The organism is Crystallibacter permensis (genome assembly GCF_025960875.1).
Taxonomy (GTDB): Bacteria; Actinomycetota; Actinomycetes; order Actinomycetales; family Micrococcaceae; genus Crystallibacter; species Crystallibacter permensis.
Genome location: NZ_JAODLR010000018.1, coordinates 56,889 through 77,821, shown reverse-complemented (window position 1 = coordinate 77,821; position 20,933 = coordinate 56,889). Strand labels below are relative to the sequence as shown.

At 62.9% G+C, this 20,933-nt stretch carries 22 protein-coding genes; 16 read left to right on the top strand and 6 right to left on the bottom strand.

Translation table 11 applies throughout. The annotated features are described in order from the left end of the window. Position 1: 1 nt before the first annotated feature. From B0G38_RS17835 to B0G38_RS17825, 3 genes are all read right to left on the bottom strand, one after another. Positions 2-1,036: an ABC transporter permease gene (locus B0G38_RS17835; protein ID WP_264670667.1), complete on the bottom strand. Its 1,035-nt coding sequence runs from the start codon at positions 1,034-1,036 to the stop codon at positions 2-4. Further along, positions 1,033-2,538, bottom strand: a complete 1,506-nt coding sequence (locus tag B0G38_RS17830) for a sugar ABC transporter ATP-binding protein (RefSeq protein ID WP_264670666.1) — start codon at positions 2,536-2,538, stop codon at positions 1,033-1,035. Before B0G38_RS17830 ends, B0G38_RS17835 begins: the two co-directional genes overlap by 4 nt. 61 nt (positions 2,539-2,599) lie before the next feature. Continuing rightward, positions 2,600-3,436 (bottom strand): SDR family NAD(P)-dependent oxidoreductase, encoded by an 837-nt coding sequence (locus tag B0G38_RS17825; RefSeq protein ID WP_264670665.1) that lies wholly within the window; start codon positions 3,434-3,436, stop codon positions 2,600-2,602. A 394-nt stretch (positions 3,437-3,830) separates the two neighbouring features. On the opposite strand from B0G38_RS17825, the gene B0G38_RS17820 reads away from it, so the two are divergent. Beyond that, positions 3,831-4,730 (top strand): AraC-like ligand-binding domain-containing protein, encoded by a 900-nt coding sequence (locus B0G38_RS17820; RefSeq protein ID WP_264670664.1) that lies wholly within the window; start codon positions 3,831-3,833, stop codon positions 4,728-4,730. 71 nt (positions 4,731-4,801) lie between these two features. On the opposite strand, the gene B0G38_RS23355 is transcribed toward B0G38_RS17820, so the two are convergent. After that, the gene (locus B0G38_RS23355; RefSeq protein WP_413542087.1) at positions 4,802-5,071 is read right to left on the bottom strand and encodes an NAD(P)-dependent oxidoreductase; all 270 of its coding nucleotides are present in this window, start codon (positions 5,069-5,071) and stop codon (positions 4,802-4,804) included. 116 nt (positions 5,072-5,187) lie between these two features. Next, positions 5,188-5,418, bottom strand: a complete 231-nt coding sequence (locus B0G38_RS17815) for a Rossmann-fold NAD(P)-binding domain-containing protein (protein ID WP_264670663.1) — start codon at positions 5,416-5,418, stop codon at positions 5,188-5,190. A gap of 416 nt (positions 5,419-5,834) precedes the next feature. Here B0G38_RS17815 and B0G38_RS17810 point away from each other — a divergent pair, with 416 nt between their 5' ends. The 10 genes from B0G38_RS17810 (at position 5,835) to B0G38_RS17765 (ending at position 16,010) form a co-directional block, all read left to right on the top strand. After that, on the top strand, positions 5,835-6,788 hold the full coding sequence (locus tag B0G38_RS17810; RefSeq protein WP_264670662.1) for a VOC family protein: 954 nt from the start codon (positions 5,835-5,837) through the stop codon (positions 6,786-6,788). Positions 6,789-6,820: 32 nt separating this feature from the next. Beyond that, positions 6,821-8,011, top strand: a complete 1,191-nt coding sequence (locus tag B0G38_RS17805) for an acyl-CoA dehydrogenase family protein (RefSeq protein WP_264670661.1) — start codon at positions 6,821-6,823, stop codon at positions 8,009-8,011. Between the two features lie 67 nt (positions 8,012-8,078). After that, positions 8,079-8,651, top strand: coding sequence for a flavin reductase family protein (locus B0G38_RS17800; protein WP_264670660.1), 573 nt, complete (start codon positions 8,079-8,081; stop codon positions 8,649-8,651). Beyond that, the gene (locus B0G38_RS17795) at positions 8,648-9,304 is read left to right on the top strand and encodes an alpha/beta hydrolase (RefSeq protein ID WP_264670659.1); all 657 of its coding nucleotides are present in this window, start codon (positions 8,648-8,650) and stop codon (positions 9,302-9,304) included. Before B0G38_RS17800 ends, B0G38_RS17795 begins: the two co-directional genes overlap by 4 nt. Before the next feature lies 1 nt (position 9,305). Further along, complete coding sequence (locus B0G38_RS17790; RefSeq protein ID WP_264670658.1) at positions 9,306-10,313, top strand: alpha/beta fold hydrolase; 1,008 nt, start codon at positions 9,306-9,308, stop codon at positions 10,311-10,313. Positions 10,314-10,378: 65 nt separating this feature from the next. Next, on the top strand, positions 10,379-11,398 hold the full coding sequence (locus B0G38_RS17785) for a helix-turn-helix domain-containing protein (protein ID WP_264670657.1): 1,020 nt from the start codon (positions 10,379-10,381) through the stop codon (positions 11,396-11,398). A 32-nt stretch (positions 11,399-11,430) separates the two neighbouring features. Continuing rightward, entirely contained in the window at positions 11,431-12,048 is a 618-nt protein-coding gene (locus B0G38_RS17780) for a dihydrofolate reductase family protein (RefSeq protein WP_264670656.1), read from the top strand. A gap of 137 nt (positions 12,049-12,185) precedes the next feature. After that, on the top strand, positions 12,186-13,988 hold the full coding sequence (locus B0G38_RS17775; protein WP_264670655.1) for an FAD-dependent oxidoreductase: 1,803 nt from the start codon (positions 12,186-12,188) through the stop codon (positions 13,986-13,988). Continuing rightward, positions 13,985-15,049, top strand: a complete 1,065-nt coding sequence (locus B0G38_RS17770) for a maleylacetate reductase (protein WP_264670654.1) — start codon at positions 13,985-13,987, stop codon at positions 15,047-15,049. Before B0G38_RS17775 ends, B0G38_RS17770 begins: the two co-directional genes overlap by 4 nt. A gap of 31 nt (positions 15,050-15,080) precedes the next feature. Then, on the top strand, positions 15,081-16,010 hold the full coding sequence (locus tag B0G38_RS17765; RefSeq protein ID WP_264670653.1) for a dioxygenase family protein: 930 nt from the start codon (positions 15,081-15,083) through the stop codon (positions 16,008-16,010). 76 nt (positions 16,011-16,086) lie between these two features. On the opposite strand, the gene B0G38_RS17760 is transcribed toward B0G38_RS17765, so the two are convergent. Then, positions 16,087-16,332, bottom strand: coding sequence for a hypothetical protein (locus tag B0G38_RS17760; protein WP_264670652.1), 246 nt, complete (start codon positions 16,330-16,332; stop codon positions 16,087-16,089). A 113-nt stretch (positions 16,333-16,445) separates the two neighbouring features. Between B0G38_RS17760 and B0G38_RS17755 the strand changes: the two genes are divergently transcribed. From B0G38_RS17755 to B0G38_RS17735, 5 genes are all read left to right on the top strand, one after another. Beyond that, complete coding sequence (locus tag B0G38_RS17755; RefSeq protein ID WP_264670651.1) at positions 16,446-17,555, top strand: CapA family protein; 1,110 nt, start codon at positions 16,446-16,448, stop codon at positions 17,553-17,555. 175 nt (positions 17,556-17,730) lie between these two features. Continuing rightward, the gene (locus B0G38_RS17750) at positions 17,731-18,606 is read left to right on the top strand and encodes a TetR/AcrR family transcriptional regulator (RefSeq protein WP_264670650.1); all 876 of its coding nucleotides are present in this window, start codon (positions 17,731-17,733) and stop codon (positions 18,604-18,606) included. Then, positions 18,603-19,490, top strand: coding sequence for a beta-keto acid cleavage family enzyme (locus B0G38_RS17745; RefSeq protein WP_264670649.1), 888 nt, complete (start codon positions 18,603-18,605; stop codon positions 19,488-19,490). Before B0G38_RS17750 ends, B0G38_RS17745 begins: the two co-directional genes overlap by 4 nt. Positions 19,491-19,494: 4 nt before the next feature. After that, positions 19,495-20,463, top strand: a complete 969-nt coding sequence (locus B0G38_RS17740; RefSeq protein ID WP_264670648.1) for a 3-hydroxyacyl-CoA dehydrogenase NAD-binding domain-containing protein — start codon at positions 19,495-19,497, stop codon at positions 20,461-20,463. Next, positions 20,460-20,927 (top strand): thioesterase family protein, encoded by a 468-nt coding sequence (locus tag B0G38_RS17735; RefSeq protein ID WP_264670647.1) that lies wholly within the window; start codon positions 20,460-20,462, stop codon positions 20,925-20,927. Before B0G38_RS17740 ends, B0G38_RS17735 begins: the two co-directional genes overlap by 4 nt. Positions 20,928-20,933: the final 6 nt, after the last annotated feature.

Sequence of the window (20,933 nt, the reverse complement as noted above, 5' to 3'; positions counted from 1 at the left end):
GTTAGGAAACTCCCTTGTTGCCCAGCCGCGAGAACGCCACGGCAGCGATGATGATGATGCCGGTCAGGAACTGCTGCACGTAGGTGCTGACGCCGATGATGTTCAGGCCGTTGCTCAGGACGCCGAGTATGCCCACGCCGATCAGGGTTCCGCCGATGTTCGCTGTGCCTTCCTTGGAGATCGTCATGCCCAGGAAGACAGCGGCGATGGCCAGCAGCATGTAGGAGTCTCCGCTGGTGGCCGTAGCACTGGCCAGCCTGCTGGTGAGGACCACGCCGGCCAAGGCAGCACCAGCACCGGCAACCACGAAGGCCAGGAAACGGACCCGGTTCACGTGGACCCCACTGAGCTTGGCGACTTCGGCGTTGCCGCCAACGGCGTGCCAGCGACGTCCGATGGTGGTGTTACGAAGCACAAACCACACCATGACTGCAATGGCAATGGCCACGAAGATCGGGATCGGCAGCCCCAGCCAACGGCCCTGCCCGAGGGACATAAACCCCTGCGGCAGCCCGAACAGCGTGGTGCCGTCGGTGACGATAAAAGCCAACCCCGAGACGGATGTCATGGTGGCAAGGGTGGCCACGAAAGCAGAAAGTTTCAGGTAGGCAGTCAGATACCCGTTGACCGCGCCCACGAGGGCTCCTACCACCAACGCGCCAGCAATGGCGACTGCGATTCCTTGGCCGCCGATCAACAGCTGGGCGACAACGGCCCCGGAAAGCGATGCCGTCGCACCGACGGAGAGGTCAAAGTTCCCCACTACCATCACCACGGTCTGCACCGAGGCGATGATCGCCAAGATAGCCACCTGCTCCAGCACGTTGCGCAGGTTCCCGAAGGTCAGGAACACCTCCGGACGCATCATGCCAAAGACGGCCACCAGCAGGATGAAGCCGATGATTGTCCCGCCGGACTTCATGGCACCAAGCGCCGAGGTATACCGGCGGGCACCCTCCCCTGCTGCCGCGCGGGTCTGCATAGTTGATCCTTGCGGCGGCTTGTTCTCCACCGGTGTTTTCTGTGCAGTGTTCATGATGCTGCCCTTCCATAGCAATACGACAGAAGCTGCTCTTCGTCAGCGCCTGCTGCCGAGACTTCGCCGGAGATATGTCCTTCGTGCATCAGGACGATGCGGTCGGCCAAGCCGATCAATTCCGGCAACTCGGAACTGACCACGATGACGGCGGCGCCTTTTGCCGCCAGCCCTCGTATCAGCCCGTAGATTTCAGACTTCGTGCCGACGTCGATGCCCCGGGTTGGTTCGTCAAGCAGCAGGACTTTGGGGTTCCGTGCCAAATATTTGGCAAGCACAACTTTTTGCTGGTTTCCGCCAGAGAGCTGGCCTACCGTTTGGTGGGGTCCGCGGCTCTTGATCTGGAGCTCCGCTATCGAGTTCGATGCCAAGGACTTGATGCGGGCCCGCGTTACCAGTCCCCATTTGCTGATCGACGTCAAATTCCCAACGGCGATGTTCTCACCGATGGATTGGGACAGTACCACTCCCTGACTGCGCCGTTCTTCCGGGACGAGAGCTACGCCATGGCTCAGCGCGGCAGCCACCGACTTGTGGTTGGTCTCCTGCCCGTCGATGACAATCCGACCAGAAGTATGCCGTTGTGCGCCGGCGATAATGCGTAGCAGTTCGCTGCGGCCAGATCCGGCCAGACCTCCGATTCCGAGCACTTCGCCTTCCTTAACCGAAAGCGAAACATCTTTGACCCGCTGGCCCGACAGGTTGTGGATTTCCACTGCCGTACTGGCACCCGGAATCCCCCGGGTGGGGAACAGGTCCTCTTGGTTCCGCCCCACCATGGTGGAGATGACCTCGCGGATGGTCGTGTCAGCTACATCCGTCGTCGTCATCACGCGACCGTTGCGCATAATGGTTGCCCGATCGCAGAGCTCAAACACTTCTTCCAGCCGGTGGGAAACGTAGACAATGGCGACGCCCTCGGCGCGGAGGTTGCGGAGCACCCGAAACAGATCCTGGATCTCATGGTCCGTCAGTGCGGCAGTTGGCTCATCGAGAATCAGGACCTTGGCTTTGACGGCGATGGCACGCGCGACCGCGACCATGGTCTGCTGGACCGGAGTGAGCCGACCGGCCATTCGCTGAACCGGGATTTGGCCTTGATTGAGCCGGTCGAGCTGCTCACGGGCAATCCGGCGAAGCTCTTTCCAATCGACCAGCCCGGCACGGGTTGGCATGTCGTCACCCAGCACGATGTTCTCCGCAACGGAGACGTTGGGCACGATGGACAGTTCCTGGTAGAGCGCTACGACGCCGGCCTTATGCGCGCTGCTTACCCCCTTGAACGTTATGCCCTCGCCTTCAAGGTGCATTGTGCCGGAGTCGGGAGCGTAAACACCGGTAAGGACCTTGATGAGTGTACTTTTGCCGGCACCGTTCTCGCCCAGCAGTGCATGGATCTCACCCGTCCGGATCTGAAGGTCCACTTCGTTCAATGCGAACACGCCGTCGAAGTGTTTGCTGATGTCCCTGGCTTCAAGGACGTACTGGGATGCTGTGCTCATAGTGTGTCCATCCGTGCCTGTCGTCCGAGCACCGGCCGAAGCGGCCGGTGCAGCATGTGGTTCAGTGCGCATGCGACAGAGCGAGGGCGCCGCCGTCGATGGCGTAGGCGCCGCCGGTCATGAAGCTCGAGGCGTTGGATGCCAGGAGAAGCGCCAGCCCCTTCAGTTCCTCCGGATGAGCCATCCGGCCCAAGGGGATGGTCTGCGCCCACATACTGTTGAGCTCGGGGGCGTCCAAAGCTCCTTCGCCTGCAATATTCGTTCGGAACGGACCTGGTGCGATTGCATTGATCCGGATGTTTCGTGGAGCCAGTTCCAGTGCCGCCTGACGCACGATGTTGAGGACGGCGGCCTTGGTGGCCACATAGGCATAACCGACCATTGGATCTGCACGGAGTCCAGCGGTGGACGCGGTGACAATGATCCGCCCGCCGTCGGCAATCGCTCCCGATGCGACCCCGAGGGTGTTGAAGACGCCATTGAGATTGACGTCCACCACCGCGTTCCAGTCCTCCCGCCGTGTGCCCGTCAGCGTACCCTCGGCCTCCTGGAAACCTGGCCCGCGGGAAATTCCGGCGTTGGCGAAGACGATGTTCAGTCCGCCGAAGTGGTCCTTGATGTCTTCGATGGCGGAGGCAATCGAGGTGGAATCGGAGACGTCGGCGGTCAGGCTGAAAGTCTTCCCACCGTTGGCCTCGATACCGGCCCCGACCGTGGCAAGGCGATCTTGGTTTACATCGATTAACCCCACTTGGGCTCCGGCCAGAGCAAGAATCTCGGCTATCGCTTTGCCTAGTCCGCTGCCGGCTCCTGTAACGACGGCCGTCTCGCCGGTCAGATCGAAAAGTTCCTGGATGCTTCGCGGCGTTGTGTCCGCAGCTGTTCGGGCAGTAGACATCGTCGTCCGCACGTCCTTATGTCGGTAATCGGATTCATCTGGCGGCCGCAGTGAAGCTAGCCGCTGGATGGCCTTGCTGGCCTTCCCCCAGAGCGTATTAGTGATCCAGATCACCGGCATCCAAGCACCGTGCACCCTGCTGTCGAATCCGTGCATTGCTTCGGACATGCACGGAAGCGACGAAACTTGACGGGTGACGCGCGCCACAACCAACGCGGTAGAATGCACCCACCTACCAGTTGCGCAGCGCGGCAGGCAGGAACGGGGAATTCAACCAGGCGATCCGAGGAGGGTGTTTGCCATGGCTCATGCAAACTCAGCGGGCTCAGCGGGCTCAGCGCAACAAAGAACATCGACAGATCAACCGGCGTCGTTCACCAGTTGGCGTGACACTGTGGCACGCTCGCTGCTGAGCTTTGATTTCGATTTCGATGAACCGCAGTCCTTCAAGGGGTCTGTACAGAGCAGGCCATTTGCGGACCTCGAATTCATCAACATGACCTGCGATCGGCACGCCGCCTACCGTGATGCTTCTAAAATTGAACACGGTCAGCGCCCCGAGTACCTGATGACGCTGCAACTCTCGGGCGAATTCCGGCTGACACAGGATGACCGGACGGCCGTCCTCAGGCCCGGGCAATTCACTTTTTACGATTCAACAAAACCAGCCTCGCTGGCCAGCAGTGATGGCTACCGAGCCTTGTGCATCAAGTTCCCGCAGAAGCTCATTAGCACCTCAAACGATGCTCTGAACGAAATGACTGCCACGCGGATCGATGCTGGCTCTGGCTTGGCTCCTTCCGTGTGGGCGCTCCTCAGCACCCTCAACGAGACACTGGACTCCATGGCTAATGTCAATCGTTACTCGACTGTCAGCGGTGTCATGAATCTCGTGGGATCTATGCTGCTGAGCCAAACTGCAATACAGGTCCCACCACGCCAGACGGAGACACGCGAATCCCTGATGCGTCGGATCCACGAGTACATTGATGAGCATCTGGGGAACCCAGATCTTGTCCCGCTGCAAATTGCGGGCGCACACTTCATCTCCTTGCGGTATCTGCACAGCCTCTTCCAAGACAGCGGGATCAGTGTTTCCGCATGGATCCGGGAACGGCGTGTCGAGCGCTGCCGCCGCGATCTGGCCGACCCCATGCTCATCAATGTGCCCGCCGCTGCGATCGCCAAGCGCCGGGGGTTCAAAGGCGCCTCACACTTCGGGCAAATCTTCAAGGACTCAACCGGACTCACACCCGCAGATTTCCGCAGGGCTGCTCTGGAAGGTGCTTCCTAGTGCATCCGTCGGATTACTAGAGCACCGGTTCAACGGAGGCTGGCCCGCAGCCACGCGTGCTGAATGTCGTTTCAACAACTCCGTAACCCGCTGCAACATGGCGCCGTATGCCCGCCGACATGCGGAGTGCTCGGCGTATTTTGTGTCCTGCACAAGGCATGTCCCGCTGGCAACGGTTCCGGGTCCGTCACATCGAGTGCTGCCATCAAGCTGCCCGTGCTCAGCTCGGCGACCAGCTGGCCCGTCCGGACCTCTCGACACATTGACCACTCATGCGCCATCGATGCCAAAAATGCCGCGCCCACGAGGCCCTTGGTTTCCGCCGTCAGCGGTACAGCCAAACGACGTCGGCTTCAGGCAGCAGGGCCGGAAAGATCCACGATTGATGTACGATCCCGAAACCATCCGTCCGCTCTGTGCGCGCCACCCTCGTGATGCTGACTTCAAAGGGTTCAAGTCATCGGACAACTTCCTGCCCCACCACACCGGTGCCAATAACGAGCACACGCTTATTAGCTAGTCCCGGATGCCATTTATGGCGCCATTCACCCGCATGCTGCCCGCCAACGGCGACCGGAATGCCTCGCAAGCTGGCCAAGATCATTGTCAATGCGAGTTCACCTGTGGCCGTTTCATGCACGCCGGCTGCATTGCAGAAACCAAACCCGTCCGGCGGGTAGTCAGCCACGCCGTCGTATCCATTGTCTGGCTCTGCACTTACGAAACAGCGGATCCGGACAGCCTCTTGGCAGGACCAGCATGTCCGTTTCCCCTGACACTTCATGCCAGTGCGCAGACCTACATCCGCGACCACGTAGCGGATTCCATCCGGTGCCTGACCTTGACTTTCGGCCATTCCTTGGTTGGCAAGGCGACTGCATAAAGGGGGCTTGGCGACATGAAAGTCCTCGCTTCGTGCAGCAGTATCTGGGTCAACCCGTTCAAGAATGGGCTGTCGCCAGAGACCGAGCACACTTTCCTGTCAACGCTGCACGCATTCGATATCGGCGGGCGCTCTGTCGTGATTTCAGTGATGTGAATCACCACTACGGTGAAACCAACCCCAAGAACTCCGGGTAGAGACCACGTCAAAGGAGACACATCATGACTTACATCGAAGGTTCACACCATGTGACCCTGTCCGTCGGCACCGCGCAGGAAGACGTAGACTTCCACGTCAAAACGCTGGGGATGCGCTTCATCAAGCGCACCGTGCTCTTCGACGGTTCGAAGCCGATCTACCACCTGTACTACTCCAATGCCAATGGCGATCCGTCCTCCGTCGTCACCACGTTCCCGTGGGCTCAAGCCGGGCTGTACGGCAAGCGCGGCACAAACCAAGCCCGCGAGGTCCTGCTATCGGTCCCGTCGACGTCACTGGACTTCTGGCACCAGCGCCTCAACCAGCACAAGGTCGAGGTCCAGAACATAGAGGCCTTCGACCAGCGCCGTCTAGCCTTCCGCCATCCCTCCGGCATTGAGTATGTCTTTGTCGGTACGGACGGCGACGAACGCGAAGGCTTCGCCGGGAATGGTGTGCCGCAGGAGCACGCCATCCACGGCATCCACGGCGTCGGCATTCATGTCACCACCCCCGAACGCATGGTGGACTTCGCGAACAACACCTTCTTCTCCCAGGGACAGATCAGCGAAGAAGGCGACCGCGCGGTCTTCCAGGTCGGTAACGCCAAGTATGGAAACCATGTGGAACTGACGGCCAACATCTCGGACGATCAAGGCACCTGGCACTACGGCTCGGGCACGTACCACCACTTCGCTTGGAACCTGGACACCCTGAAGAACCAGGACGAGGTTAAGTTTGGCATCGAAGGTGCCGGCTACACCGACATCTCCGAACTCAAGGACCGCAAGTACTTCAAGTCCGTCTACGTCCGTACCCCCGGCGGCGCCCTGTTCGAACTCGCCGTAACGCACGAAGACGGCGGCTGGACCTGCGACGAATCACCTCAGGAACTCGGAAGCCGCTTCCAGCTGCCCGAGCAGTTCGAAAACCAGCGCACGCAGATTTTCGAACAGCTCGAGCACATTAACGTCTGACCGGCCCTGAAACTACTTGAAGGAGAATCTCCATGAGTGAACAGACGATTACGGATTCCCGGCTTCACGTCAGCAATGAGTTCGACGCGCTGATGGAGCGTCTGGATTCCATCACCCCACTGCTCAAGGCCAACGCGGAGGCGAACGAGGCCGGCGGCCGGCTCACCCCAGAGGTGGAGGCCGCGCTGAAGGAATCCGGCGCCTATAAAGTGGGCATTCCACGCAACCTGGGCGGCTACGAATTCTCGCCCCGGCAGGTAATCCAAGCGATCGAAAAGATCTCGTACGCCGATGCGTCAGCGGGTTGGGTGTTCATGGCACTGCAGATGATCACCGGTACCACTGCGGCGTGGCTTGGTGAAGAAGCCACTCAGGACCTCTTCCCCGGCGGTGACGACTACGCACTGATCGCAGGACAGGGTACGCGTCTGGGAATGGCAGCAAAGGTCGACGGCGGCTTCCGGCTCTCGGGATCCTGGTCCTTTGCCTCCGGCATGCACCAGGCAACCCACATCCACACGGCCGCTTTCTGCGAAGAGACCGGTCAAGCGCTGGTCTTCACTCTGCCCAAGGAACAGGCCACCCTGATTGACAACTGGGATGTCATGGGCCTGCGGGCGACCGGCAGCATCGACTACGTGATCGAGGATCTCTTTGTGCCGGAAAGTTACACCTACGAGGTTTCCATCATGGATGCCCTCAACGGCGGCGCGCTCTACCACCTCGGGTTGGCCAACATGTCCGGCATCTGCCACACGGGCTGGGCTCTCGGTGTAGCGCGGCGTTTGCTGGACGAAATGAGGGAACTCGCTCAGAAGAAATCGGGCGCCCCCGGGGCTTCAGTGGACACGGACCAATTCCATGCCGCCTATGCCCAGGCCGAAGCGAAGCTGCGTTCGGCCCGCGCTCTGGTCATGGAGACCTGGGCAGACAACGAGGCGACCCTGGACAGGGGTGAATTACTCTCGACCGAGCAGGAAACCCTGACCCGTCTGGCCTTGAATAACACCACGTGGTCAGCACACGAGGTGACCCAGACGGTGTACAAGTGGGCTGCCACCGCGGCTCTGCGTTCCGGCGACATGCAGCGCTTCTTCCGGGACATGCATGCCGGCACTCAGCACGTCACCTCCGGCCCAGTCGTCCTGCAGAACTGCGGACGCCAGCTGGCCGGTCTGGCGCCGAACGCGCAGTGGGTCTTCCTCGATCTGAAAGACCAGTAGCCCGTCCTCCCCATTTGGCGTGCCGGTCGCCTCACGGTCGGCACGCCCCAAGATTCCAGGAGCCACTATGACCCGCCCTTCAACCCAAGCCAGCCCGGCGCGCATGGCCGAGGGACACTTTGACCAGATGCTGACGGCAGACGATTTCAAAGCTGCCTTCCGCAACCATCCCGCCGGCGTCTCGGTCGTTACTGCTGACCCCGGCGACGGACCGGTAGGACTGACAGCCACCTCAGTGTTCTCCGTCTCGGCCAATCCCCCGCTGCTGGTCTTCTCGCTATCCGGCAATTCGTCTTCTGCGCCCGCACTGCGGCGGGCTGAGACGGTCGTCGTTCATCTCCTGGGCGCGGACCAGATCGAACTGGCCAAAACTTTCTCCACCAGCGGCATAGACCGCTTCGAGGACACCAGCATCTGGACCCGTCTTGTCACAGGTGAGCCCGTCCTTCCCACCGCCAACGCCTGGCTCCGCGGCAAGATTGTGAACCAGATGGAAGCCGGTGACTCCACGGTCGTCGCCGTGCAGGTTCTGCAGGTGAACATCCCTGACGTTGATTCCCGTCCCGCTGAACAGTCCCATCCGCTGGTCTACCACAACCGGACCTGGCACCAGCTCGGCGCCCACTCGGCGATGTCATGACGCAGCTCAATCCCCACCTTGCGCGAGATCCAGTACTCTACGGCGCTCCGTTGACCGGCGCAGGCGTGGTTGTCTATGCCGTGCATGGTCGTTCTCAGTCGCCTGCATTCATGCAGGAGCTGGCGAACCATATCGACCTTTCGGGTGTTGCCTACCTGATGCCGTCAGCGAAGGATTCTACTTGGTATCCGGCCGGGTTCATGGAGCCCTTGGATAAAAACCAGCCGCGCCTGGACCACGCACTCGAGGCCGTCGGGCAGCATCTGGGCTGGCTGGCCGAGCGCGGCATCGGTCCGGAGAAAACCGTGCTGCTGGGCTTCTCGCAAGGTGCGTGCTTGTTGTCGGAATACTTGCTGCGAAACCAGAACCGGTACGCCGGCGTCGTGCTGCACACCGGCGGGTACATCGGCCCGGAAGAACACGAATGGCCTGAAGAAGGCGGCTTGGATGGCGTGCCGGTCGTGATGGCATCGGCTGTCGACGACGTGTGGGTGCCCCTGCCCCGGATTGAAGCCACCGCCGTCGCCCTCTCCAAGGCGGGCGCCGCCGTCGTACTCAATACCTATGACGAAACCGAGCACCACATCAATGACGATTCAGTAGCCCGCATCCGCAAACTGCTGAACGACCTTCTGTCCTCCAAGGAGTCCTGATATGACTGCAATCGCCCCGCACCTCTCCGACGCACCCCTGGTCACCTCGCGCCGCGGCCAATTCTGGATTCCCGGTGAACGGTTGACGACGGCGGGAGGCACCGTTCAGCGCGGCCCGATGTTTGTGGCTTGGGAAGCCCCGGAAAACGTCACACAGCCCTACCCGCTGGTGTTGGTCCACGGCGGTGGCGGCCAGGGCACAGACTGGACCGGTACGCCGGATGGCAGGCCGGGCTGGGCCCAGCGCTTCGTCGAAGCCGGCTTTGCCGTCTATGTGGTGGACCGCCCCGGCCACGGCCGCTCCCCCTACCATCCGGATGTGGTGGGACCCATGGGCGGCGCCTTCCCGTACGAAGCAGCCCAAGGTCTCTTCCTGCCGGCGGAAGCAGCCGACGCCCAAACAGCCTGGGGCTATGACCGCGAGGTCGGTTCTGCGCATCTCGACCAACTGACCGCTTCGATGGGCCCGCTGCCTGCGGACCTGGCGGACTCGCAAGCCATGGATGCTGATCGGTTGGCCAGGCTGCTGGACCGCATCGGCCCAGCGGTCATTGTCACGCACTCCGCGGGCGGGCCCGCCGGTTGGCTCGTTGCCGACGCCCGGCCTGAGCTCGTGAAGGGCATCGCCGCCGTCGAACCTGTGGGACCGGCCTTCGCGGAGATACCGGGCATGGGCACGTTGTCCTGGGGGTTGACCTCCGCACCGCTGAACTACGGACCGCCCTTCCGCACTGCCGAGGAAGCGCAGGCTGCTGACCCCGAATCACTGCGGCTGCCCGCGCTCGAAGGCAAGCCAGTTGCCGTCATCAGCGGCAGCGCCTCCCCCTTCACTGGTTTTACTCCAGACGTGGTCAGTTTCCTGAACACTGCAGGGGCAGCGGCCGAATGGTTGAACTTGAAGGAGTACGGCATCGACGGCAACGGCCACGGCCTCATTTTCGAGTCCAACTCGGACGAAACCATCAAGCCCGTGATCGCTTGGATTGAGTCACATTGGCCCGAAGCCTGATCAACGCATTGTCTGCCGGATCTCCGCTAGCAAAAATGCCGCCGCCACACGTACGCTTGGCTGGTATGAGACAGCTCACAGGCACCCGGTCGGCGACGGTTGCCGCGAGGAATTCAGCCGCCACGCGATCTGCCCACGGGGTGGTCCGGTTTTCGACTGCCGGCTTGCCCGAGCCGCGGCGCGTGGAACTGTGGGAAAACCATAATGCCCGCTCGCTCATCGGCCTCGGCTGCCGCACGCTCAGCGAGGCGGCCCTCGAAGCAACCGAGCTCAACCTCCAGCTTCCGCGCATCCAGTTCGCGCATGTAGCCGGTAATCCACACGTGGTTGAGCGCACCCAAAGTTACATCTCCGCGAACCCGGCGGACGCCGTCGTTGTTTATTTCAATCTCGACGGCGAGGCCTTCTTCTATCACCGGGACGGCTGCGAGATGCTGCGCCCGGGCCAAGCCGTTCTGTATGACGCGGACCAACCGTTCATGCGCGGGTTTTCGCACGGGCTGCGCGAACTCGCGCTCAAGATTCCGCGGCCGGTCTACAAAGAGATTTCAGGGCGAAGCAGCCTGGGTCGCCCACAGATTTTCGACTTCCGCAGCTCCGTGGCTGCTGGGCAGCATGCGAACGCGCTGGCCGGCCTGATGAAGAGCGCGCTGGCAGATCCGGAGCCGGACGGCGCCAGTCTGGAAGCGTCGGCTCTGGACCTGTTCCGTATCCTGGTCGACGGCGACGACGGCGGGGGCACAGGCCATTTCGCCGCGGCCAAATCCTTCATCCTGCAGCGGCTGCGCGACCCGCAGCTGTCGGCCGCACTGGTGGCCGTGGCGATCGGGATCAGCGATCGACAGCTCTCAAGGGTCTTCGCGCAAGAAGGCATCAGCGTGGTGCGGTTCATCCGGGAAGAACGGCTGCAGCTGGCCCGCCGCCTGCTGGCCGACCCGGGCAATCCCCGGCAACCTTTGGCCCGGCTTGCCGCGGAACTCGGCTTTTCCTCGCAGTCGCACTTTTCCCGGGCCTACAAGGAACTCTTCGGCGTCAGCCCGCTGCAAGCCCGCAAAGATGCGCGCTGGACCGACGCCCTGTCGTGAACCGGCAGGCCACTGACAGAAAGTTGGCAGCGATGAAACTGACCCTGATGGAATTCGTGTCTCTGGACGGCGTGTCCCAAGGTCCGGGCTCACCCGACGAGGACACCAGTGGTGGCTTCACTCAGGGTGGCTGGTTCGTCCCGCACATGGACGAGACGTTCATGCAGCAGGCCGCCGATTGGCTGGCGGAAGCAGACGGTTTATTGCTGGGCCGGCGCACGTATGAGGAGTTCGCGCAGGCTTGGCCGAATATGACCGATCCTGACGATCCGTTCGCGGAGAAGATGAACAGTGTGCCCAAGTACGTCGCGTCCAACAGCCTCACCAGCGCAGAGTGGCATCCCAGCACCATCCTCTCCGGGGACATTCCTGCAAAGGTGGCGGAACTCAAGCAGCAGCCCGGCCGGGACCTGCAGATCCACGGCAGCGCCAGGCTCGGTCAGTCGATGCTCGCTGCAGGATTGATTGACGAACTGCGCCTGGTTATCGCCCCGGTAGTTGTGGGCAGCGGGCGGCGCTTGTTCACCGATGGCGGCGCTCCTTCTGGGCTGAAGCTCGTCGACCACAAGGTGACGCCCGCCGGAGTGGCGATCCATACCTATGAAACGGCAGGACTTCCCGAATACGGTATCTACGAAGGCAGCGCGTAGAGCCTCTTTTTGCATATTTCCGCCGTCGTTTTGCTGCTTTCCGCCGTGATCCCGATCTCCACGCACAAAGGTTGTGTGGTCTGCAACACTCGTAGCAGTTACCCGGAAAGTCCGGCTATCGAAAGTGGAGTAATGCCATGGTGATTTTCAACGACGGGGTCGCTGAGACGGAGACCCCGGATTCCAACGTCGTCGAGACGGATGTGCTGATTGTCGGCTCCGGTCCGGCCGGTTCCTCGGCTGCCCTGTTCCTGTCCTCGCTCGGTGTTCCCAACATCATGATCACCAAGTACCGCTGGACGGCCAACACGCCGCGGGCGCACATCACCAACCAGCGGACCATGGAGATCTTCCGCGACCTGGGCATCGAGGAACAGGTCCTCGCCGACGCCACCCCTCACCACATGATCGGCGACACCGTCTTCTGCACGTCGATCGCGGGCGAGGAGATCGGCCGCATCCTGACTTGGGGCAACCACCCGGCGCGGCATGCAGACTACGAGCTGGCCTCGCCATCGTTGAACTGCGATATCCCGCAGACGTATCTGGAGCCGATCCTGGTCAAGAACGCCACGATGCGCGGCACCCAGACCCAGTTCTCCAGCGAGTACCTCTCGCACACGCAGGATAGCGACGGCGTTAGCGTGCGTGTGCTGAACCGGCTTACGGGCAGCGAGTACACCATCCGCGCCAAGTACCTGATCGGCGCGGACGGGGCGCGCTCGAAGGTGGCCGCGGATATCGCACTGCCGTACGAGGGCCAGATGGACATCGCCGGTTCCATGAACATCACCTTCAAGGCTGACATCGCCGAGCTCGTGGGGCACCGGCCGTCGGTGCTCTACTGGGTGGTCCAGCCCGGTTCCAACATCGGCGGCATCGGTGCCGGCCTGGTCCGCATGGTCCGGCCGTGGAACGAGTGGCTGATCGTCTGGGGCTTCGACATCAACGAAGGAACCCCGGAGGTCAGCGAAGAGGACGCCCGGCAGGTGGTCCGCAACCTGATCGGGGTGCCGGATCTCGACGTCGAAATAACCGGCATCTCGCTCTGGGGCAACAACGAACAGTACGCCACGCACCTGCAGAAGGGCCGCGTCTTCTGCGCCGGCGACGCCGTGCACAAGCATCCGCCGAGCAACGGCCTGGGCTCCAACACCTCGATCCAGGACTCCTACAACCTGGCCTGGAAGCTCGCCGCCGTGCTCAACGGGCAGGCCGGCGAGGAACTGCTGGAGACCTACTCAACCGAGCGTGCCCCGGTGGCCAAGCAAATAGTTACCCGCGCCAACCAGTCCGGCCGCGAGTTCGTGAAGCTGTTCGAGGCACTGGGCATTGACAAGGCGGAGACCCCTGAGGAAATGCTCGCCCTGATCGAATCCCGCAAGGACAACACGCCAGAGGGCGCGGCCAAGCGCCGGGCGGTCCAGGAGGCCATGGAGATCAAGAACTACGAGTTCAACGCACACGGTGTGGAGCTGGGCCAGCACTACGAGTCCTCGGCGGTGGTCGGCGACGGCAGCACCAAGCCGGCGCCGCAGCGGGATCCTGAACTCTATTACGAACCGTCCACGCACCCCGGCGTCCGGCTGCCGCACGCCTGGGTCGGCGACAACATCCGCAAGTACTCCACGCACGATCTGGCGCCCTACGGTCAGTTCACCCTCTTCACTGGCATCACCGGCGAGGACTGGGCCACCGCCGCTCAGAAGGTCAGTGACCAGCTCGGCGTGACAGTGAAGACCGTGGTGATTGGCCCCGGTCAGGACATTACGGACCTGTACTTCGACTGGGCAAAACTGCGTGGCGTAGAAGAAGATGGTGCCGTATTGGTCCGCCCGGACAAGCACATCGGCTGGCGCGCCGACCGCCTGCCCGCAGACCCGGAAGCCGTGCTTCTGGATACCGTTTCCGCCATCCTGAACCGAGGAGCCCGAGCATGAGCCTGAATTTTGAACATGTCACGTTGGGACAGCGGGTGCTGTTCGGCTCCGGCAAAGCCGCCGAAAACCTGTGCGCCGAGGTCACCCGCCTAGGCGCACAGAAGGTCATGGTGATCGCCTCGGAGTTCGAGGCCCCGATCGCGAAGAGGGTCACCGCGGACATCAGCGTGGCCTTGGATTACGACGACGTCGCCCCGCACGTCCCGATCGAGAAGGCAGAAAAAGCCCGCGCCGCGGCAGCTGAGCACGGCATCGATCTGCTGGTCTGTGTCGGCGGCGGCTCCACCACCGGCCTGGCCAAAGCCATCGCTCTCACCACTGGTCTGCCGATCATCGCGGTGCCCACCACGTACGCTGGCTCGGAAGCGACCAATGTGTGGGGACTGACAGAGGCCGCGCGCAAGACCACCGGCATCGACGACCGCGTCCTCCCTGCGACGGTGGTGTACGACGCCGAACTGACCCTCTCGCTGCCAGCGGACCTGTCCGTCGCCTCCGGCCTGAACGCCCTGGCGCACTGCGTAGACTCCATGTGGGGACCGCGGGTGGACCCGATCAACCAGGCGTTGGCCGCGGAAGGCATCCGCGCCCTCAACCAAGGCCTTCCCCTGGTCAAGCAGGATCCCGCGAATCTAGCGGGACGCGAGCAGGCGCTCTACGGTGCGTATCTGGCCGCGGTCGCGTTCGCCTCCGCCGGTTCCGGGATGCACCACAAGATCTGCCACGTCCTCGGCGGGACCTGGAACATGCCCCACGCCCAGACCCACGCCACCGTGATGCCCTATGTGCTCGCGTTCAACGCCCCCGAAGCCCCAGACGCCGCCAACCGGATCGCCGCGGCCTTCGGCACCGACAACGCCGTGGAAGGACTCAACCGGCTCCGCGCAACGTTGGATGCCCCGAAGGCGCTGAAAGACTACGGCTTCGCCGAAGACAACATCGCCGAGGCCGTCGACATCATCCTGCCCGTGATCCCCGCGTCCAACCCGCGCACCCCCACCGAGCAGAACCTCACCGAACTGCTCCGCGCCGCCACTGCCGGCACCACCCCCGGCCTCTGACCGGGACGCACAAAGTTTTAGGAGAATCACCATGACCGAAACCAGCACCACTGCATCAGGAACCGGCGGCATCAGCAGCGAACAGCAGGCCGTTGAACAGCAGCTCGTCGAGACCGTCATCGCGTCCTTCGATAAGGCTGAAGACCCGCGGTTGAAGCAGTTGATGCAGTCGCTTACCAAGCACCTGCACAACTTCATCCGCGAAGTCCGCCTCACCGAGGACGAGTGGAACAAGGGCATCGAGTTCCTCACCGCCGCCGGCCACATCACCGACGACAAACGCCAGGAATTCATCCTGCTCTCTGACGTCCTCGGCGCCTCGATGCAGACCATCGCCGTGAACAATGAAGCCGTCAAACAAACCCTCGACGCAACCGAGGCAACCGTCTTCGGGCCGTTCTTCACCGAAGACGCGCCCGAGATCCCGATTGGCGGGGACATCGCCGGCGGCGCCGCCGGCCAGCCCTGCTGGGTCGAAGGCACCGTGAAGGACACCAGCGGGAACCCCGTACCCAACGCGCGGATCGAGGTCTGGGAAGCCGACGACGACGGGTTCTACGACGTCCAGTACACCGACGGCCGCGTCGCCGGACGCGCCCACCTCTACTCCGACGAGGACGGGCACTACAGTTTCTGGGGCCTTACCCCGACCCCTTACCCGATTCCGCACGACGGGCCCGTCGGCAAAATGCTCGAAGCCGTCGGCCGCTCCCCCGTCCGTGCGTCGCACCTGCACTTCATGGTCACCGCGCAGAACCTGCGCACCCTCGTCACCCACATCTTCGTCGAAGGAGACCCGCAGATCGAGATCGGCGACAGTGTTTTCGGCGTCAAAGACTCCCTGATCAAGACATTCGACCAGCAACCCGCCGGCACCCCCACCCCCGACGGCCGCGACCTCGCCGCCCAGGCGTGGGCCCGCACCCGCTTCGACATCGTCCTCGCCCCAGCAGAAGCCTAAGCGAAGACCGAACGGCAATTCGTTCAGCCCGGCTGCTCGGTGAGCGGCCGGGCTGAACAAAAGCGTTTCGCCTCGATTACCAATCTTCAGCATCAGCGGACAAGGTGGAACGACTAGCTCCCACAGCGATGGTCGACTCATCGTCGATTCCAGATCGTGCAATCGCTGCGTCGATCCGGGTAGTCAGCGACGACCGTTCCAGCTCGTCGGCGTAACGATCAACGGCGCGAGATACGAATTCGGACCAGCCGAGACCCTGCGCTTTAGCTAGAGCTTCGGCCCGTTCAAAGGTCTTATCAGGCAAGGAGACAGCGGTCTTCATCCCTCTATTATGACTGGGAAAATACGGCCCGAATGTGGCCTCTTCCGCCGGTGCTTTCCCGGCAAGGAGAGCGTTATAGTAGTTGCAAGCGGGCATATGAATCGGGTGCGCTGATGGCTTCCGAAACAATCAAGCTGTTCCTCGCCGGGGATGTGATGACCGGCCGGGGTGTGGACCAGATCCTGCCCAGCCCTGGCTCGCCGAAGCTGCGGGAGGGGTACGTCCGCGACGCCCGGGATTACGTTGCGCTGGCGGAAGCAGCCAATGGCCCGATTCCCCGACCTGTTGAACCGGATTGGCCGTGGGGAGACGCGCTGAAGGTCATCGGCGAAGCCGCGCCCGATGCGCGGGTTATCAATCTCGAAACCAGCATTACCGACGACGGCGATTTCGCCCCTGGCAAGGGCATCCATTACCGCATGCGCCCGGACAACATCGCTTGTCTCACCATCGCCGGCATCGATGTCTGCGTGTTGGCGAACAACCACGTGCTGGACTTCGGCATCCCTGGCCTTACTGACACGGTGGACGTGCTGCACGGGGTAGGTATCCGAACCGCTGGTGCAGGGCGGAACGCCGCGAAAGCGTGGAACCCGGCGGTGCTGAGCACCGGTTACGGGAGGGTGCTTGTCTGGTCAGCCGGCCTTGAGTCGAGCGGCGTCTCCTTCGCCAATGCCGCCGGTAACAACCGGCCGGGCGTGGCCTTGCTGCCGGATCTGTCCGAGGCTAGCGCAGCGCTGATCATCGAGCGCGTCCACGTGGCCAAGCGGGACGGCGACCTAGCCGTGGCCTCCCTGCATTGGGGCTCGAACTGGGGCTACAACGTTCCCCGCGGCCAGGTCCAGCTTGCCCACTGGCTGATCGATGGCGGCATCGACATAGTGCACGGCCACTCGTCCCACCATCCGCGTCCGATCGAGATTTACCGCGGCCGGCTGATCCTGTACGGCTGCGGCGACCTGATCAACGACTACGAGGGCATCAGCGGTTATGAAAAGTTCCGTAACGACCTCCGCCTGCTGTACTTCGTCACCATGGACGCGGCCTCTCAGGACCTGCGCGAACTGCGCCTTGTGGCCATGCGCTCCCGACGCATGCGGCTGGAACGGGCGGCAAGGGATGATGCCGTCTGGCTGCACCGCGTGCTCGGCGACGCCAGCAGCAGTTTCGGCACCACGATCGGCATGGCAAGCGACGGCACCATGACCGTTGTGACGCCTTAGGTCTGAATAACAACGACGCCGTCCGTCCTCTTGCCTACCATTGTGGCGTGCGGCATTACTGCCTCGCACTTTCCCCAACCCCCACTCACGTGTCTCACGTCACAAATTCGCAACTCTGACTGATTTTTAATCGACGGTCTTGCCAAGATCGCAAGTCAAGGGATAACGTCTGGGGATGGCATCGGCAGCAGATCACGCGGGACTAGCAGAACGAGCCCGCGTCTCCATCCGGAATTCCGGCCTCGCCCAACGGGAGGTGGCACGGCACATTGGCCTGGATGAAACCAAACTCTCCAAGGCCCTCAAAGGCACGCGGCGCTTCCTGCCGGCGGAGTTGACCAATCTCGCGGATGTCACCGGCGTTACGGTGAACTGGCTGATCTCCGGTTCCGATCAAAGCCAGGGTCCGTCAGTGCCGCCGCCGGCCAAGGTTCTGCCGACGCGCCACCGCGAAAACAACGAACAGGCGCTGAAGCGGCGCGCGATCATCGAAGCGGCATGGTGGCTGCTGGCCCGCCGCGGCTACTCCGCGGTACGAATTGCGGACATTGCCTACGTTTGCGAGATGAGCAGCGCAACCGTGCACTACTACTTCTCCACCAAGCGGGAGATCTTCGCCGAGGCCCTGCGCTACTCTGTCAAGCTGGCCTTTGACCGCCAGATCGCCGAGCTGCACACGATTTCGGATCCGGTGGACCGGCTTAAGCGGTTGATCGAATTGCAGCTGCCCGCAGGAGACCGGGGCCACGCAGAGTGGTCCATCTGGCTGCAGACCTGGGCCGACGTCGCCGTGGACGAGTCCGGCAAGGAGAACCACGCCCAGGGTTACCGCCGCTGGTACCAGACCATGGAGGACACCATCCTCCACGGGCAGCAGTCCGGTGTCTTCGTCGATGCGCCCTCCGGGGAGCTGGCCATGGACCTGACCAGCCTGATGGACGGACTCGGCATCAAGGTCCTGACCGGCATGCTGACTTCCGATCAGATGTTCAGCCACATCCAAAGTTTTGTAGACCGCAATATTGTCAAACCACAAGGGAGTCCCCAATGAACCGCAAGGTTATCGTCACCTGCGCACTCACCGGCGCCGGCGACACCACCGGCAAGAGCGAGCACGTACCCGTCACCCCTGAGCAGATCGCGGCTGATGCCATCGCCGCGGCGCGTGCCGGAGCTTCCGTGGTCCACATCCATGTCCGCGACGTCGAAACCGGGCAGGGTTCACGCGATGTGGCCTTGTACCGCGAAGTTGTCCGTCTGGTGCGGGAAAGCGACGTGGACCCGGTCATCAACCTCACGGCCGGCATGGGCGGCGACTTGGTGCTGGACCCGGGCCACCCCACCAAGCAGCTGCCCGGCACGGACCTAGTCAGCGGGCTGGAGCGCCTGGCCCACGTGGAGGAGCTGCGGCCGGAAATCTGCACCATCGACTGCGGCTCGCTGAACTTCGGCGAAGGCAGCCAGGTCTATATCAGCACCCCCGACATGCTGCGCGAGGGCGCCGAGCGCATCAAGCAGCTGGGAGTGAAGCCGGAGATGGAGATCTTCGATACCGGCAACCTCTGGTTCGCGAACGTGATGGTGGAAGAAGGCCTCATTGCCCCGCCGCCGCTGTACCAGCTGTGCATGGGTATCCCCTACGGCGCCCCCGTCGACGCGGGCCTGCTGCACGCCATGGTCAACATGCTGCCCGAGGGCGCACAGTGGACCTCCTTCGCCATCGGCCGCGACCAGCTGCCGTGGGTGGCCCAGTCCGTGCTGCTCGGCGGCCACGTCCGGGTGGGGCTGGAAGACAATCTCTACCTCAGCAAGGGTGTCAAGGCCACCAACGCGCAGTTGACCGAACGCGCCATCCAGATTGTCCACGACCTCGGCTCGTCGGTGGCCACGCCCGACGAAGCCCGCGAAATCCTCAAGCTCGAGAAGAAGGCCTGAACCTATGACCACCACAGATTTCACCCCCTTGGACATGAACGACGTCGGCACTGTCGCCTGCGTGGGCGTCGGCACCATCGGCGGCGGCTGGGCCGCCTACTTCCTGGCCCGCGGTTACCGCGTCCAGGCCTGGGACCCCTCCCCCGATGCGGAGCCGAAGCTGCGCCGCCTCATCGACGCCGCCTGGCCGGCCCTGACGAAGCTGGGCCTTGCGCCGAACGCCTCGAAGGACAATTTCACCGTCCACTCTGACCTGGCAGAGGCCGTGGCCGGCGTCGGTTTCGTGCAGGAAAGCGCACCCGAGGTCTTGGAACTCAAGCAGTCGCTGCTGGCCCAGATCGACGCTGTGACGGCCCCCGACGTCGTAATTGCCTCCTCCACATCCGGCTACGGTATGACGGAGATGGCTACCGAGGCCGCCAACCCGTCGCGGCTGGTGGTCGGGCATCCGTTCAACCCGCCGTACCTCATCCCCCTGGTGGAGGTTGTCGGCGGCGAGCAGACCTCCACGGCCGCCGTGAAGTGGGCTTCGGCCTGGTACGAGCACATCGGCAAGTCCGTGATCACCATGGACCGCGAAGTCCCCGGCTTCATCGCCAACCGGCTGCAGGAAGCGCTCTGGCGCGAGGCGCTGCACATGGTGGACAACGGCGAGGCCACGGTGGAGCAGATCGACCTGGCCATCACGGACGGCCCCGGCCTGCGCTGGCCGCTGCAGGGCCCCATGCTCACCTTCCACCTGGCCGGCGGCGAGGGCGGCATGGCCCACATGCTGGACCATTTCGGCCCGTCCTTGAAGTCCCCGTGGACCCGGTTGGATGCCCCGGAACTGACACCGGAACTGCGCGACGCCGTGATCGCCGGCTGCGACGAGGAAGCCGCCGGGCGGACCGTCCCGGAACTGGTGGCCGCACGCGACGAGGCGATCATCGCCATCCGGAACGCCATCGCCGCGGTGAAGGCGGAGAGATGAACCGCGCTGCGGCCGGCGAACTCGCCGCTTACCGCTGCACGGTCCTGCCGGAGTGGATCGACTACAACGGCCACATGTCCGAAGCCTTCTACGTCCTGGCGTTCGGCTTTGCCACCGACCATGTCATGGACCAGTTGGGCCTGGACGAGCCGTACCGCAAGCAGACGGGCAACTCCCTCTACACCGTCGAAGCCCACGTCAGGTACCTGGCCGAAACGGGACTCGGCGCCGAGCTGGAAATTACGACGGCGATTGCGGGCTCCGGCCCGAAGAAGCTTCATCTGGCCCATGAGATGCACGCCGGTGGCCGCCTTATTGCCACCGAAGAGCTGCTGGCACTTCACGTCAACCAGCAGTCCGGCCGCAGCGAAGCCTTCCCTGCGGCCATCACGGGGAACATCGATGCCTTTGGGCGCGCGGCTGGTCCGGCGCCGGATTGGATCGGACGGAAAGTCTCTGCTTAGCCGTAT

Excerpts from the sequence above, each read along its gene's own strand:
- B0G38_RS17835 (WP_264670667.1), bottom strand. The coding sequence starts at position 1,036 with ATGAACACTGCACAGAAAACACCGGTGGAGAACAAGCCGCCGCAAGGA.
- B0G38_RS17830 (WP_264670666.1), bottom strand. The coding sequence starts at position 2,538 with ATGAGCACAGCATCCCAGTACGTCCTTGAAGCCAGGGACATCAGCAAA.
- B0G38_RS17825 (WP_264670665.1), bottom strand. The coding sequence starts at position 3,436 with ATGTCTACTGCCCGAACAGCTGCGGACACAACGCCGCGAAGCATCCAG.
- B0G38_RS17810 (WP_264670662.1), top strand. The coding sequence starts at position 5,835 with ATGACTTACATCGAAGGTTCACACCATGTGACCCTGTCCGTCGGCACC.
- B0G38_RS17805 (WP_264670661.1), top strand. The coding sequence starts at position 6,821 with ATGAGTGAACAGACGATTACGGATTCCCGGCTTCACGTCAGCAATGAG.
- B0G38_RS17800 (WP_264670660.1), top strand. The coding sequence starts at position 8,079 with ATGACCCGCCCTTCAACCCAAGCCAGCCCGGCGCGCATGGCCGAGGGA.
- B0G38_RS17795 (WP_264670659.1), top strand. The coding sequence starts at position 8,648 with ATGACGCAGCTCAATCCCCACCTTGCGCGAGATCCAGTACTCTACGGC.
- B0G38_RS17790 (WP_264670658.1), top strand. The coding sequence starts at position 9,306 with ATGACTGCAATCGCCCCGCACCTCTCCGACGCACCCCTGGTCACCTCG.
- B0G38_RS17785 (WP_264670657.1), top strand. The coding sequence starts at position 10,379 with ATGAGACAGCTCACAGGCACCCGGTCGGCGACGGTTGCCGCGAGGAAT.
- B0G38_RS17780 (WP_264670656.1), top strand. The coding sequence starts at position 11,431 with ATGAAACTGACCCTGATGGAATTCGTGTCTCTGGACGGCGTGTCCCAA.
- B0G38_RS17775 (WP_264670655.1), top strand. The coding sequence starts at position 12,186 with ATGGTGATTTTCAACGACGGGGTCGCTGAGACGGAGACCCCGGATTCC.
- B0G38_RS17770 (WP_264670654.1), top strand. The coding sequence starts at position 13,985 with ATGAGCCTGAATTTTGAACATGTCACGTTGGGACAGCGGGTGCTGTTC.
- B0G38_RS17765 (WP_264670653.1), top strand. The coding sequence starts at position 15,081 with ATGACCGAAACCAGCACCACTGCATCAGGAACCGGCGGCATCAGCAGC.
- B0G38_RS17760 (WP_264670652.1), bottom strand. The coding sequence starts at position 16,332 with ATGAAGACCGCTGTCTCCTTGCCTGATAAGACCTTTGAACGGGCCGAA.
- B0G38_RS17755 (WP_264670651.1), top strand. The coding sequence starts at position 16,446 with ATGGCTTCCGAAACAATCAAGCTGTTCCTCGCCGGGGATGTGATGACC.
- B0G38_RS17750 (WP_264670650.1), top strand. The coding sequence starts at position 17,731 with ATGGCATCGGCAGCAGATCACGCGGGACTAGCAGAACGAGCCCGCGTC.
- B0G38_RS17745 (WP_264670649.1), top strand. The coding sequence starts at position 18,603 with ATGAACCGCAAGGTTATCGTCACCTGCGCACTCACCGGCGCCGGCGAC.
- B0G38_RS17740 (WP_264670648.1), top strand. The coding sequence starts at position 19,495 with ATGACCACCACAGATTTCACCCCCTTGGACATGAACGACGTCGGCACT.
- B0G38_RS17735 (WP_264670647.1), top strand. The coding sequence starts at position 20,460 with ATGAACCGCGCTGCGGCCGGCGAACTCGCCGCTTACCGCTGCACGGTC.